Source organism: Pseudomonas sp. AP42 (genome assembly GCF_001728935.1).
In the GTDB taxonomy this organism is placed as follows: Bacteria; Pseudomonadota; Gammaproteobacteria; order Pseudomonadales; family Pseudomonadaceae; genus Aquipseudomonas; species Aquipseudomonas lactis.
In genome coordinates this window covers 1-14,388 of sequence record NZ_LYSO01000048.1, presented here as the reverse complement: position 1 = coordinate 14,388, position 14,388 = coordinate 1, and the positions used below count along the sequence as shown (strand labels likewise).

The 14,388-nt window shown below is 64.5% G+C and carries 3 protein-coding genes; 2 read left to right on the top strand and 1 reads right to left on the bottom strand.

Annotated elements, in window-relative coordinates; all coding sequences use genetic code 11:
• Positions 1-46 precede the first annotated feature (46 nt).
• Entirely contained in the window at positions 47-11,434 is an 11,388-nt protein-coding gene (locus A7K61_RS17665; RefSeq protein ID WP_069558034.1) for an autotransporter-associated beta strand repeat-containing protein, read from the bottom strand.
• Positions 11,435-11,846: 412 nt separating this feature from the next.
• Between A7K61_RS17665 and A7K61_RS17660 the strand changes: the two genes are divergently transcribed.
• Complete coding sequence (locus A7K61_RS17660; RefSeq protein WP_032897482.1) at positions 11,847-13,658, top strand: monovalent cation:proton antiporter-2 (CPA2) family protein; 1,812 nt, start codon at positions 11,847-11,849, stop codon at positions 13,656-13,658.
• A 72-nt stretch (positions 13,659-13,730) separates the two neighbouring features.
• Positions 13,731-14,285, top strand: a complete 555-nt coding sequence (locus A7K61_RS17655) for a hypothetical protein (RefSeq protein ID WP_014718107.1) — start codon at positions 13,731-13,733, stop codon at positions 14,283-14,285.
• Positions 14,286-14,388: the final 103 nt, after the last annotated feature.

Sequence of the window (14,388 nt, the reverse complement as noted above, 5' to 3'; positions counted from 1 at the left end):
CAAAAAAAACCGCCCTTGCGGGCGGTTCAAAAAAACTCGGCCTTGATCAGAAACCGAGGGAGAAACTTACCGTCACGGCGTGGTCCTTGTCGTTGCGCGAGAGCTGGCCCGAATAGCCCAGGCCCAGTCTGCCGTTCTGGCTGATCTGGTAATCCAGGCCCGCTTCCACCACCGCGCTGTCTTTGGCAATCGGCACGCCCTGGGTGCTGAACGAGCCACCGCCATTGATAAAGCTCAGGTCGGCGTCGGGCTTGGTGTCACCGAAGGCATGGCGCCAGCCGATGCTGCCCCGTGGAGTGATTTTCGAGCCGTTGCCCAGGGTGATGGTCTGGCCAATGCGCACGCCCAAGGTCGAGTAGGTGATGTCCTGGTCGGCATCGCCGCGCAGGGCTGCCGAGCCGCCTTTCTCCTTAATGGTGTCACTGTCGTAGTTGACGTAGGCCAGGCCGGCGAACGGTTCCAGGGCCACGGTAGGGGTTTGAATGGTGTAGCCGACTTCACCGAACACTTGTGCACTGCGTGCCTTGTAGTCGGCTTTGAGGCGTTGGCCCTCGCCACCGACGGCCACGTTGCGCTTGCTTTCGATGTCATGCCAGCTGTACGCCACGCCCATGCGTGCGGCGAAGGCTTCTTGCTGGTAGGCGGTGTAGGCCATCAGGTGGTAGCTGTCCACATCGGCGCTGGAATTGCGGCGCTTGGCGTCCAGGTCGCTGCGGGTGTAGCCGGCGGCCACGCCCACGCGCCAGGCGTCGTCCACTTGCTTGTCGGTACCAAGCAGGAAGCCGCTGAGGTTGCGGTCCAGCTTGGCGCTGTTGCTGTCACCGCCCATATGGCCCCAGGTGCCGAGCACGCGCATCCAACCGACCATCTCGCCGTGGCAACCGGCGCTGCTCAGGTGGTTTTCGCTAGGTGCCAGGGCATTGCGCGGGTCGTCCTCGCGGTAGCAACCCGGTTGGCGCAGGCGCTCGTTGACGGCATCACGCACGTAACGCGAGTCTTCAAGCATGGCGCTGGCGGTGCTGGCGTGGATTTCGCCGGACAAGCTGTCGAAGGCCGCACGTGCCGCCGCTGCATCACCGTTAAGCAGTGCATTTTGCACCGCTGCGCCACCGACTGCAGTGCCGGTGCCTAACGCCGCCGCCACGCCGCGTTGGTTACCGGTGGCCGCCACGCTGGCATAGCTGACGTCGTTGCGGCTGACCGCCAGGGCCACTTGGGTTGGGCTGTAGTTCAACGCGGTAGTCAGGAACGCCAGGTTCTCCAGGTTGGTGGTGGCAAAGGTGCCGTTGACCGCGCCGGCTGTCAGCAGAGTGTAGGTGGTGGCGCCGGCATAGGGTGCCAGGTTGACCACATTCAAGGTGCCGCCCAGGTTGGCGGTGCCGCCCACGGCCAGGGAGCCGGTGGTGGAGGGGGTGATCACCAGGTTCAGCGCACCGGTGCTGGCGTTGGTGAAGTTGCCGGCCACGGTCAGCTTGCCGCCGTCGGGTGTCACCGAGCCGTTGTTGACCAGCGAACCGACACTGCCGTTACCGGTCAGCCCTGCACCGTTGGCCACTGTGACCTGGCCGCCAAGTACCGCGCCTGGGTTGGCCGCGTTGCCCACTTGCAACACGCCCTCTTCCACCGCCACGGTGCCGCTGAACGGCTGGTTGCCGGTCAGCAACAGCGCGCCTGCGCCTTGCTTGATCAGCGCACCGGTGCCGCTCAAGGTGCCGCTGAACTGGCCATTGGTGCGCTGGGTAAACAACAACCGCGCGTTGTTGAGGATCCTGCCACGCAGGCTGGTGGTGGTGCCCGCCAGCGTACCGCCACTGACGGTGGTGCCGCCGGTGTAGGTATTGGCGCCGGTCAGCAGCAAGGTGCCGGCATCCAGCTTGTTGATGCCGCCGGTTCCCACCAGCGGTGCATCAATCTGAGCGGTCACGCCGGAATTGACCCGCACCGGCGCCAGGCTGCCATCCGCCGCATTGGTGGGGCTCAAGCTGCCGCCTTCGCCGGCGACCAGCGTGTAGCCGGCGTCCAGCACTTGCAGGCCAGTGAAGCCTTGGTTGCCGACCACGGTCACGGTGCCGCCCTGCCCGCCAAATACGGCGAACTGGTTGGTGGACGCCTGCCCTTGGGTGCCGGTGGGGTCGGTCCAGTTGGTGCCTGGGCCCCAGGTACCGCTGCCGCCGCTGATGCTGCCATCGGGGTTGGTGGTGCCGCCGTTCCAGAACTGGATCTGCCCTGGGGCGGTTTGCACCACCAGGTTGAGCTGGTTGGCCAGCGCCGTTTGCAGGCTCAGGTTGCCCAGCGCCACCGGCAAGGTGCCAAAGGTGAGGCCGTTATCGGTCAAGCTGCCGCCGTAGCGGAACAGCTGGTACACACCGACACCGAAGCCGCCCGTGTCGCTGACGTTGAGCGTGCCGTCCAGGGTCAGGTTGCCCGCCACGTTCACCGCTGTACTGGAGGCACCCGGCGCACCGAGGGCGAAGTCCAGGGTGGTGCCCGACGACAAGGCCAGCGAACCCACCGACAGTGGTGTCGCGGCACCGGCCTGGAGCACCGAGCCGTCAGCCATGTTCACCGCACCGCCCAGGGTACCGCTGCCGCCGAGGGTCGCGCCGCTGGCGACTTGCACCACGGCGCTATTCAAGGTGCCGTTGACCAGCAGGCTGCCGGTGTTGACGTTGGTGTTGCCAGTAAAGGTGTTGTTGCCGCTGAGCAGCAACGCGCCGGTACCGGTTTTGTTCAACACGCCGGTACCGGTGAGGTTGCCGGTGTAGGTGCCGTCGATGGCTTGCTCAAAGGTCAACGCCGCGTTGTTGGCGATAGCGCCTTGCAGGCTGGTGGTGTTGCCCGTGGTGCTGCCGCCGTTGAGCGTGGTGCCGCCGCTGTAGGTGTTGGCAGCGGTCAGCAACAAGGCGCCGTTGCCATTTTTCACCAGGCTGCCGCTGCCGCTGACCACGCCGTTGAGGGCCAGGTCGTGGCTGCCGGCCAGGGTCAGCGGGCCACCGAGGTTGAGGGCATTGGCCAGTTGCAGGTCGGTGCCGCCATCCAGTTGCGCCGCGCCGCCCACCGTCAAGGCCCCACTGCCCAGGGCAGCATTATTGCCAAGGATCAATTGACCGGCGTTCAGGCCCGTGCCGCCGCTGTAACTGTTGACGCCATTGAGCGTCAACGCTGCCGCACCGTTTTTCACCAGGCTGCCGCTGCCGCTGATAACCCCGTCGAGGGTCAGTGCGTTGCTGCCACCCACCGCCAAGGCACCGTTGAGCACGGCCGCATTGGCCAGGCTGACCGCCGCGTTGCTGTCCAGGGTGGTGCCGCCGGCCGCCGTCAGGGCGCCTGTGCCCAGGGCACTGTTATTGCCCACCACCAGGGTGCCGCCGTTCAGCGCGGTACCGCCGGTGTAGCCATTGCTACCGTTGAGCACCAGGGTACCGCTGTCGAGTTTGGCCAGGGTGCCGGCGCCGTTGAGGGTCACGCCCAGGGTGGCGGTGGCGTTCGGGTCAACGCGCACCGCGGTGTTGCCGGTGCCGCCATTGACCAGGTTGAGCACGCCCGCCGTGCCGGCGCCCAGGGTGTAGCCGTCGGTGACGAACTGCATGCCGGTGATGTTCTGCGTGCCGTCCACCGTCACGTTGCCTGCCGCGCCTTGGAACACCGCAAAGCTGTTGACCCAGCCCTGGTTGAGGGTGCCGTCGACATTGGTCCAGTTGGTATTGCCGGCGTTCCAGGTGCCGTTGCCGCCGTCAATCGCACCGTTGCCGATCAGGCTGTTGCCATCCCAGAACTGCACGGTGGTGTTGGGCGCGGTCACCAGCAGGTTGACCTTGTTGGTGATCGCGGTCTGCACTTGCAGGTCGCCCGGCACCACGCTGCCTGGCAGTGTGCCAAGAGCCAGGCCGTTATCGGTCAAGGCTCCGGTGTAGTTGATGAGGTTATAGACGCCGCTGCCAAAGCCGCCGATATCGGTGACATTGAGGTTGCCGTCCAGGGTCAGATTGCCGCCGACATTCAGCAGGCCTGTGCCGCCACCCAACACCGGAGTGCCGAGACCGACATCCAGGTTCGAGTTGCCGCCCAGCACCAACGAGCCCACCGACAGCGTGCTGCCGGAGGCCAGGCCGATGTGCCCACCGTCGGCCACGGTCACCGCGCCGGCCAATGAACCGCTGCCGGCCAGGGTCGCTCCGCTGTTGACTGCCACCGTGCCGCTGGCCAGTGAGCCTGTGACATTCAAGGTGCCGCCGTTGACGGTGGCCGCGCCGCTGAGGGCATTGGTGCCGCTCAGGTTGAGCACCCCGCTGCCGTTTTTATCCAGGTTGCCGGCACCGTTGAGTGCACCGCCAAAGCTGTTATCCAGGTTGCTGCCACCCACCGCCAGCGTAGCGCCACCAGCGACCTGCACCGTGCCGTTGCCGGCCAGGCTGTTGAGGTTGGCGTTGCCACCCAGGTTGAGGCTGGAACCGCTGCCGACGGTGACGCCGGAGGTGGTGCCCAGCGCACCATTGCCCGCCGTGGTCACGCTGCCCGCCGCCACGGTCAGTGGGCCGCTGAAGCTGTTGTTGCCGGTGAGAAGCAGGTCCGCCGCGCCATTTTTGATCAGCGCTGCATTGCCAGCGAGTACACCGGCGAGGGTCAGGTTGTTGCTGCCAGCGACAGTGAGGTCGCCATTAAGATTGACCGCATTGGCCAGCACCAGCGGCGTGCTGTTGGCCAGGGTCGCCGCAGCGCCGACGGTCAACGCGCCCGAGCCCAGGGCTGTGGTGCTGCCGAGGGTCAGCGTGCCGGCATTGAGCGCCGTGCCGCCGCTGTAGGTGTTGGCGCCGTTGAGGGTCAGGTTGGCGCCACCGGCCTTGGTCAACGAACCCGTGCCGTCCACCACACCGTTGAGGCTCAGGTCGTTGCTACCGCCGACCGTGAGCGCTGCATTCAGGCTGGTGTTATTGGCCAGGGCCAACGCCGTGTTGGTGTCCAGGGTGGTTGCCCCATTGACCGCCAAGGCACCGCTGCCCAGGGCCGACGCATTGCCCAGGGTCAAGGAGCCGGCATTCAATTGCGTGCCGCCCAGGTAGGCATTGGCACCGTTGAGCGTCAGGTTGCCCGCGCCGGTTTTGGTCAGCCCACCGCTACCGCTGACCAGGCCGTTCAAGCTCAGGTCGGCGGTGCCCAGAATGCCCAGGTTGCCGGCCAGATTGACCGTGTTGGCCAGGGCGACCGCCGTGCTGCTGTCGAGGGTGGTGCCAGCGGCCGCGTTCAGGGCGCCACTGCCCAGGGCACTGTTGGAGGCCAGGATCAGGCCGCCTGCGTTGAGTGCGGTTGGGCCGGCATAGGTGTTGTTGCCACTGAGGGTCAGGTTGGCGATGCCATTCTTGATCAGGCTGCCCGTACCCGCCACGGTGCCGGCCAGGGTCAAGGCATTGCTGCCGCCGAGGGTGAGGCTGCCGTTGACGTTGAGTGCATTGGCGAGGCTGACCGCGGTGTTGCTGTCCAGGGTGGTGCCGTTGGCGGTGGTCAAGAGGCCGCTGCCCAGGGCACTGTTATTGCCGACCACCAGCGTGCCGCCATCGAGGGCGGTGCCGCCGGTGTAGCTGTTGGCACCGTTAAGCACCAGGGTGCCGGTGTCGAGCTTGGCCAGGGTGCCGCCGCCGTTAAGCGCCACGCCGAGGGTGGCGGTGACGCCAGGATCGACACGTACGGCGGTGTTGCCACCCACGCCATTGAACAGGGTCAAGGCGCCTGCGGCGCCGCCCGCCAGGGTGTAGCCATCGGTGACGAACTGCAAACCGGTGATGGCTTGCGCGCCGTCAACCGTGACGGTGCCCGCCGTGCCTTGGAACACGGCAAAGCTGTTAGGCGTCCAGGCGGTATTGAATGCACCGTTGACGCCGGTCCATTGGTTGCCGCCTGCACTCCAGGTGCCGCTGCCGCCTTCGATGGTGCCATTGCCGGTGGTTTGGCTGCCGTCCCAGAACTGCACATTGGTGCTGCCGTTGACCAGCAGGTTGATCTGGTTGCCGATCGCAGTTTGCAGGTCCAGGTCGCTGGCCGGGATGTTCACCGGCAGGCTGCCCAGCAGCAGGCCGTTGTTGGTCAGGCCACCGGTGTAGTCGATCAGGCGGTAGATGCCCGCACCGAAGCCGCCGATATCGGTGACGTTGAGGGTGCCGTCCAGGGTCAGGTTGCCGTTGACCTGAACCAGCGCGGTGCCGCCAGTGGCGGGCGCGCCGAGGCCTGCATCCAGGTTGGAGTTGGCATTGAGCAGCAGCGAACCGGTGGTGAGGGTCGCGCCGGAATTGACGGCCAGGTGGCCGCCGTCGGCGATGGTCACGTTGCCCAACAAAGTACCGGTACCACCGAGGGTGGCACCACTGCCCACCGCCACATTGGCGCTGGCCAGGGAACCATTGACGAGCAAGCTGCCGGCGTTGACCTGGGCATCCCCGGTCACCACGCTGAGGCCGCCGAGGGTCAAGGCGCCCGTGCCGTCTTTGGCCAGGTTGCCGAGGCCTGCCACGACGCCGTTGAAGGTGCTGTCCAGATTATTGTTGCCCACGCTCAAGGTGCTGCCGGCCCCTACGGTTGCAAGCCCGGTACCCGTGAGTGCGCCCAGGCTGGCGCTGCCGCCCAGGTTGAGGGAAGTACCGCTCGCCAGGTTGACCCCAGCGCCGACACCCAGTGCACCATTGCCCACCGTGGTGAGGCTGCCCGATTGCACATCGAACAGGCCGTTGAAGGTGTTAGTGCCGGTCAGGCTCACATCGGCCGTGCCGGTTTTGACCAGGCTACCGCTGCCGGCCAGCACGCCGGCCAGGGTCAGGTTGTTGTTGAGACCGCCCACGGTCAGGCCAGCATTGAGGTTGACCGCATTGGCCAATACCAGCGGTGTACTGTTGGCCAGAGTAGCTGCACCGTTTACGTTCAAGGCGCCGGTACCCAGGGCCGCTGCCGTGCCCAGGGTCAGCGTACCGGCGTTGAGCGTGGTGCCGCCTTGGAAGGTGTTGACGCCATTGAGGGTCAGGTTGGCTGCGCCGTCTTTAGTCAGGCCAGCCGTGCCGGTGATCAGGCCACCCAGGGTCAGGTCGTTGCTATTGGCAACGGCAAGGTTGGCGTCAAGCACGAGGCCATTGCCCACTGTCAGCGCGGCCGTGTTATCCAGGGTCGCCGCGCCGCCCACGGTGAGGTTGCCCAGACCAAGGGCGGTGGCGCTGCCCAAGGTCAGCGTACCGGCGTTCAGGGTGGTGCCACCCAGGTAGGCGTTGGCGCCGCTGAGGATCAGATTGGCCGTGCCCTCCTTGGTCAGGCTGCCCGCACCGTTGATTGCGCCGCCGAGGGTCAGGTCAGCGCTGCCGCCGATGCCCAGGTTGCCAACCAGGTTGATCGCGTTGGTGGTGGTGACCGCCGTGCTGGCGTCCAAGGTGGTACCGCCTGCGGCGTTCAATACGCCCGCGCCCAGCGCCGTATTGCTGGCCAGGATCAGCCCGCCTGCGTTCAAGGCCACAGGGCCCAGGAAGGTGTTGGTGCCGCCGAGTGTCAGGCCTGCCGTGCCATTCTTGACCAGGCCACCGATGCCGCTGATGGCGCCATTGAGCGCCAATGCGTTGCTGCCACCGACCGTCAGGGTGCCGCTGAGTGCCGCATCATTGCCCAGGGTCACCGGGGCATTACTAACCAGTGTGGTGCCCGCCGCAGCGGTCAGCGTGCCAGCGCCCAGCGCGGTGTTGCTGCCGACCACCAACGTGCCGCCATTGAGCAAGGTGCCGCCGGTGTAGCTGTTGGCGCCATTGAGCACCAGCGTGCCGGTATCGAGTTTGTTCAGAACGCCCGCACCGGTGATATCGACGCCGAGGGTGGCAGTCGCCAGTGGGTCGACGCGCACGGCGAAGTTGCCGCTGCCGGTGCTCAACTGCCCTCCGGTGCCATTGACCAGGTTGTAGCCATCGGTGACGAATTGCATGCCAGTGATGGTTTGTACGCCATTCACACTGACGGTGCCCGCCGCGCCTTGGAACACCGCAAAGCCGCCGCCCCAGGTCTGGTTGGACAGGCCGTCGGCCGAGGTCCAGTTGGTGCCGCCCGCTGTCCAGGTGCCGTTGCCTCCGTCAACAGTGCCGTTGGCGATGGTGTTGCTGCCGTCCCAGAACCGAATATTCGGCGCCGCTACCACCAGGTTGACCTGGCTGCCCACGGAGGTTTGTACCAGCAGATCACCTAGGCCGAAGCCCAGCGGCACCGTGTTGACGTTCAACGCACCGGTCAAGCCGCCGGTGTAGTTGATCAAGCGATACACACCCGCGCCGAAGCCACCGGCGTCGCTCACATTAAGGTCGCCGGCCAGGTTCACGTTGCCACCGACATTCATCAGCGAGGTCAGCGACGGCGCGCCAAGAGCCACATCCAGACTGGCCCCGGCACTCATGTTCAGGCCGCCCGCCGACAAGGTCGTGCCACTGCCCAGCGCCAGGTGCCCGCCACTATTGATATTCGCCGTACCCAATAGCGAGCCACTGCCGGTAAGGGTGCCGCCGCTATTCACGTCGACCAACGCGCTGCCCAGAGAACCCTCGACATCCAGGGTGCCCGCGTTGATCGCCGTGTTACCGGTGATGCCATTGATTCCGTTGAGCGTGAGCGTGCCGGTGCCGACCTTGATCAAGCTGCCCGCGCCACTGAGGTCACCGTCAAAGGTACTGCTGGTGCTGACGCCACCCACCGTGAGGTTCAAACCGCCGCCGACTGCCACGCCACCCGCACCGCTGAGACCGGCCAGACTGGAATCGACGCCCAGGTTCAGCGCAGCGCCAGCGCTGACATCAACGCCAGAGGTGCTGCCCAATGCACCGGTGCTGCCGGTGGTGACGCTGCCGGAGACAATATTCAATGGCCCGGTAAAGGTGTTGTTGCCGCTCAAGGTCAGGTCAGCCAAACCGTTTTTGATCAGTGCACTGGCGCCGCTGATCACGCCGCTGAGGTTGAGGTCATTGTTACCCGCGAGCGTCAGGTCGCCATTCAAGGCAATCCCGTTGCCCAGGGTGAAGGTCGCGCTGGTATCCAGAGTTGCCGCACCGCCGACCGTCAAGGGACCCGCGCCCAAGGCGCCTGCCGTGCCCAAGGTCAGCGTGCCGGCGTTGAGGCTGGTGCCACCACTGAAGGTGTTGGTGCCGTTGAGGGTCAGGTTGGCCAGGCCATCCTTGATCAGCGCACCCGCGCCGCTGACTACACCGCCCAGGGTCAGCGCATTGGCGCCGCCGACGGTCAGCCCGGCGTTGAGGACAATGTTATTGCCCAGCGCCACCGCCGAGGTGCTGTTAAGGGTGGCGGCGCCGCCGACGGTCAAGTTGCCCAGGCCAAGCGCCGTGTTGCTGCCGACGGTCAGGCTGCCCGAATTCAGGGTAGTGCCACCCAGGAAGTTATTGCTGCCGCTGAGTGTCAGGCCGGCCGTGCCGTCTTTGGTCAGGCTGCCTGCACCGTTGACCGTGCCGCCCAGGGTCAGGTTGGCGCTGCCGCCGATTCCAAGGTTACCGGCCAGGTTGATCGCGTTAGTCAGCGTGGCAGTGGTGCTGGCGTCCAGGGTCGTGCCTGCGGCTGCATTCAACGTACCCGCACCCAAGGCATCGGTAGCGCCAATCACCAGCTTGCCGCTGTTGAGTGCCGTGTTGCCCAGGTAAGTGTTCGCTTGATTGAGGATCAGATCCGCCGGGCCGTTCTTGATCAACCCGCCAAGGCCCGCCACCACGCCGCCAAGGGTCAGCGCGTTGCTGCCGCCAAGGGTCAGGTTACCGCCCAGGTTGAGGTTATTGCCCAGGCTCACTGCTGCACTGGCATCCAACGTGGTACCCGCCGAGGCGTTCAACACACTGGCGCCGAGCGCAGTATTGGAGCCAACCACCAGCGAACCGGCGTTGAGGGCCGTGGCGCCGGTGTAAGTATTGTTGCCCGTAAGCGCCAGGCTCGATACGCCCTCCTTGATCAACCCGGAACCACCGCTGACAACCCCGCCAAGGGTCAGCGGGTTCACGCCGTCGACGGTCAGATTGGCGTTCAAGGTAATCGCATTGCTGGTTGTCAGCGCAGCATTGCTCTGCAAAGTACCCGCACCCGCCACGGTCAAGGCACCGGTACCTAGCGCTGCGGCATTGCCCAATGTAAGCGTGCCGGCGTTCAAGGTGGTACCACCCTGGAAGGTGTTGGCGCCGCTGAGGATCAATTCGCCCGTACCGACTTTGGTCAAGCCAGTGCTGCCCGAGATCAGGCCGTTCAAGGTCAGCCCGGTAGCAGCCCCCTGCACCGTCAGGCCACCGGTTCCGAGGGTCATCAGGTTAGCCAGTGTCAGGTTGTTAGTGGTGGCTTCGATAGCGCCGCCGTTGGACGTGAGCACACCGCTGCCGAATGTCGCGTTGTTATTGAATTGCGCCACGCCGCCATTGAGCGTGGTGCTACCGCTGACCAGCGGCCCTAGCAAGGTCCAGGTACCGCTGTTGATGGCCAGGTTGTTGAAGTTGACATAGTTGGCGCTTGAGGCCGTGCCGGTACCCGTACTGCCACCACCGACACCCGTCGTGTTTTCAAGGATCAGTGAGTTGCTGCCGCCTGCCCCGCCGTCCACCTGGCCGGTGGGCGCAAAGGTGAGGTTCACTCCGATCAGTCCGCCCAGGCTTACGCCAATGCCGCCGCCGTTGGTCACTTGCGACCCCGTGACTGCCGTAAAGGTGTTGGTACTGGCGGTCCCCATCGACACGCCGCCAGAGATGGTGCCGGTGTTGCGGAAGGTGTTCCCTGTAGTGGAGCTCTCGAACGCCACGCGCCCGGTCAGGGTGCCATTATTCGTCATATTGACCTGGCCGCCACCCTGGACCGCCACCACCGGGGTATCGGAGGCGAACAGCGTCAGGCCGAGCAAAGAGGAAGAACCAATGACACCGTTGTTAACGATCGTGGTGGTGCCGCCTGCGCCGTTAGTGGCGTTCAGGGCCATGCCGTCCAGCGAGGCCAGGTTCAGCCCCAGCAACGCGCCAGTCCCGCGCATGATGCCGGTGGCGCTGTTGGTGATATTCAACACGCTGGCTGCCGTGTTGCCGATCACCACACCACCGCTCAGCACCGAAACCAATCCGAGGAGTGCCGGGTCAATGGTGCCGGCGTTGTTCAACGTCGTGTTGTTGCCGGTCAGGGTCAGTGCTTTACCGCCCAACGTCGCATTGAGCTGCGCCCCCGCGTTGACGTTGACCGTCAGGCTGTTGACTGCACTGCTGAAGGTATTGAGTAACAGCGGCAATGACGGCACACCCGTACAGGTCACCGTCGCTCCAGCGGTGGGACTCGCCGGGCTACAGGCGGCGAACACATCCGGGCTCGCCAGCCCCATCACCAACCCGGCCACTCCCAGGCGGATCGCAAGAGAAAGCGCAGAAATACGAGGTAAAGCGGCAGTCGCAAGTCTTCTATCCACGTTCTACTCCTTGTGGTCCAAGCCTTTCATCCGTGACTGCGTGTAAGCCTTGTTTCAACGATCCACACGCATCGAATTCGAAACACCTGACCGTGGTGACTACTGATCCAGTTTTTCGAAACGTTAGTAGACCTGCGCGAAAGCCATTGAATTAAATGGTATTAATACTTTCGTAAGACCGGCGTAAGAATGGGATGAGAGCCAACACCCATTGACTGTCGCGACAAAAATACAAGTTTCCAAATGTGAAAAAGCGCTCTAATAGCGCCCTATCCTCCCCCACCGTAGGCGCGAGCTTGCTCGCGAAAATCCTCAACGATGACGCGACAAACCAGACACAGCGCGGTGCCCTTGCGTTTTTCGCGAGCACGCTCGCTCCTACCGTTGATCGATGCAAATGCTGGAGTTCGTGATGCCCCATGAAGGCAACCTGTTACAAGCAGCCGTGGTGTTCCTGTTCGCCGCCGTGCTGACCGTGCCCCTGGCCAAGCGCCTGCAATTGGGTGCGGTGCTGGGCTATCTGTTCGCCGGTGTGATCATCGGCCCGTCGGTACTTGGCCTGATCGGCAACCCGCAAAGCGTGGCGCAGTTTTCTGAACTGGGCGTGGTGCTGTTGCTGTTCATCATCGGCCTGGAGCTGTCACCCAAACGCTTATGGGTGATGCGCAAGGCAGTGTTCGGCGTCGGCCTGGCCCAGGTCCTGCTCACCGGCGTGGTGATGGGTGCGGTCGCGCTGTGGCTGTTTGGCCAGTCGTGGAACAGCGCCATCGTGCTGGGCCTGGGCCTGGCGTTGTCCTCCACGGCGTTTGGCCTGCAAAGCCTGGCCGAACGCAAGGAGCTCAACCAACCCCACGGGCGCCTGGCCTTTGCCATCCTGCTGTTCCAGGACATTGCCGCCATCCCGCTGATCGCCATGGTGCCGTTGCTGGCCGGCAGCGATCACCCGACCACCGAGGCTCAGGGCGTGCAACACGTGTTGCAGATCCTGGGCAGCATCGCCGTGGTGATCATCGGCGGGCGCTACCTGTTGCGCCCGGTGTTTCGCATCGTGGCCAAGACCGGCCTGCGCGAAGTGTCCACCGCCACCGCGCTGTTGGTGGTGATCGGCACCGCCTGGCTGATGGAATTGGTGGGCGTGTCCATGGCCCTGGGCGCGTTCCTCGCCGGCCTGCTGCTGGCAGACTCGGAATACCGCCACGAACTGGAATCCCAGATCGAGCCGTTCAAAGGCTTGCTGCTGGGCCTGTTTTTCATCAGCGTGGGCATGGGCGCCAACCTCAGTTTGCTGCTCAGCACGCCGCTGGTGGTGATCGGCCTGACCCTGCTGCTGATCGGCTTGAAGCTGCCACTGCTGTACGCCGTTGGGCGGATGGTGGGCGACCTCAATCGCGAAAGCGCTTTACGCCTGGGCGTGGTGCTGGCGGCGGGGGGTGAATTTGCCTTCGTGGTGTTCAAGATCGGCCGCGACCAGGGCCTGTTCGAACCGCAGCTGTACGACGTGCTGGTGCTGACTATCACCCTGTCCATGGCCGTGACCCCGCTGCTGTTGCTGGTGTGCCCGAAGCTGTTCAAGCCCAAGGTCAAGCCGGTGGAAGTACCCGAGGAATACCGCGCCATCGAAAGCGATGCGCCCCGCGTGGTCATCGCCGGCATGGGCCGGATGGGCCAGATCGTGGCGCGTATCCTGCGCGCCCAGAACATCTCGTTCATCGCCCTCGATACCTCGGTGGAAACCATCGAGCTGACCCGCAGCTTTGGCGGCATGCCGGTGTTCTACGGCGACCCCCAACGCCCGGAAATCCTCCACGCGGCCAAAGTCGATCAGGCGGAATTCTTCGTCATCGCCATGGACGACCCGGAGATCAACATCAAGACCGCCGAGTTGGTGCGCAACCTCTACCCGCACATGAAGATCATCGCCCGTGCGCGCAACCGCCAGCACGTACACCGCTTGGTGGACCTGGACGCTTCACCGGTGCGCGAAACCTTCTACTCCAGCCTGGAAATGAGCCGCCGTACCCTGGTGGGCCTTGGTTTGAGCCAGGCCCAGGCCGATGCGCGCATCAACCGCTTCAAGACCCACGACCAACAGGTACTCGCCGCCCAACACGCGGTGTACGACGACGCGGCCAAGGTCATGCAAACCGCCCAGGAAGCCCGTGCGGAACTGGCGCGCTTGTTTGAAATGGACAGGCTTGAGGAAGAGTCTTCCGACAAAGTGTGACGGGACCGATGAACGAGATTGCGAATTTTCTGACAGAATACGCCGCAATTTCGTTCATCCCCGGAGTGCTTCATGGCCACGTTCACCAAGACCGCAATGCTGCTGGCCCTCGCGCTCACCGCCGGCAGCGTGTTCGCTGCTGCCAAGCCCACCACCCAGACCATCTCCACCTTGGGTGGCAAGTTCACCTTCAAACTGCCCAAGGCCTACAGCGCCGACACCCTGCCCTCCGGCACAGCGCAAGACGGCACCGCCGACACCCAAGGCACCCTGTACGCCAACTCAACGACGAAAAGTGTGGTGATCGTCGCCGAAACCGTGCGCAACGATGGGGCAACGATCCAGGATAACGACCCGCAGTTCCTCGACGGCGCCGTGGCCGATTTCGTCAAGGACCAGAGCGCTGCCCTGCCCGACTTCAAGAAACTGGGCGAGAAGAAACTCACCTACAAGGGCCTGGGCCTGCGCCAAGTGGACAGCAGCGCCACCCAAGGTGGTGGCAAGACCTTGAACTCCACATTCCTGGGGGGGTCGGGCAACCATTTGCTGGTGATCCAGGCGATTTCCCGGGCGGATGATGTGAAGGGGCATGCACAGTTGGTGAAGCAGATTACAGGCGGCAAGTAACCCCCCTCTTCCCGCCAATACAAAACCCACGTGGGAGCGGGCTTGCCCGCGATGGCCATAGGTCTCTACACAACTGTGCAGTTCGCCGCAGCCACCAGTAACC

Bases quoted from the DNA above. Each gene is read 5' to 3' on its own strand.
- A7K61_RS17660 (WP_032897482.1), top strand. From the start codon at position 11,847: ATGCCCCATGAAGGCAACCTGTTACAAGCAGCCGTGGTGTTCCTGTTC.
- A7K61_RS17655 (WP_014718107.1), top strand. From the start codon at position 13,731: ATGGCCACGTTCACCAAGACCGCAATGCTGCTGGCCCTCGCGCTCACC.